At 40.3% G+C, this 615-nt stretch carries 1 protein-coding gene and 1 pseudogene; both read right to left on the bottom strand.

Translation table 11 applies throughout. From position 1 onward, the window contains the following. On the bottom strand, positions 1 to 191 hold a 191-nt coding region (locus IQR33_RS34680), incomplete at its 3' end, for a hypothetical protein (protein WP_228014190.1). Between the two features lie 12 nt (positions 192 to 203). Continuing rightward, a pseudogene (locus IQR33_RS34675) lies at positions 204 to 615 on the bottom strand (hypothetical protein); the annotation flags it as partial.

Raw genomic sequence — 615 nt, 5'->3', positions numbered from 1 at the left:
ATCGCTTGAATAGGTCTGAGCCCTTTCCCCCACGGTAACATTTTTGATGTTAAGTGAATGCCACTATGCCAACCGTACCCTTGTCCTATTAAATAACGACCGCTCTTAGCTTGATCAAACAATTTCGTAAAATCACTGAGCGTGTAATAAGCGTCACCTTCTCGTTGTGCTATCGGAAAAACTGCATCCATGATTTAAATGTCCTAGTCAGAAAAGTTATCGTCAAAAGTGACAAATGATGGGCGGTTCAAGTTGTTTGACTTCGTGTACACCACCGCATTAACCCTACCTAAATTAGTAGCAAAGCTAGATTGGCTCGCTATGTTAACGGTACTCCCAAGGGCCATTGCCGATATAGAAATTAGGGTGTCATTTTTGGTTTCGAAAATTTGGCTAATGACGTCAGGAAGTGCTTGTTTGAAGTGGTTAAGTGCTTTTTTATAACCGTTTATACCCTCTTCAACAGAACTCAACGATCTTGCAGAAGCTTGGCTTTGTATGAAATCTAAACGACCGATGATTTCAGTGTTTAGCTCATCGATGTATGAACAGATTTGATTGTTTATCAACGTCCATAAAACAAACTGCAAATACTTCACAGTATTCCCAGTCCCT

The organism is Vibrio sp. OPT46 (assembly GCF_015163535.1).
In the GTDB taxonomy this organism is placed as follows: Bacteria; Pseudomonadota; Gammaproteobacteria; order Enterobacterales; family Vibrionaceae; genus Vibrio; species Vibrio alginolyticus.
This window is presented reverse-complemented; position numbering and strand designations above follow the sequence as displayed.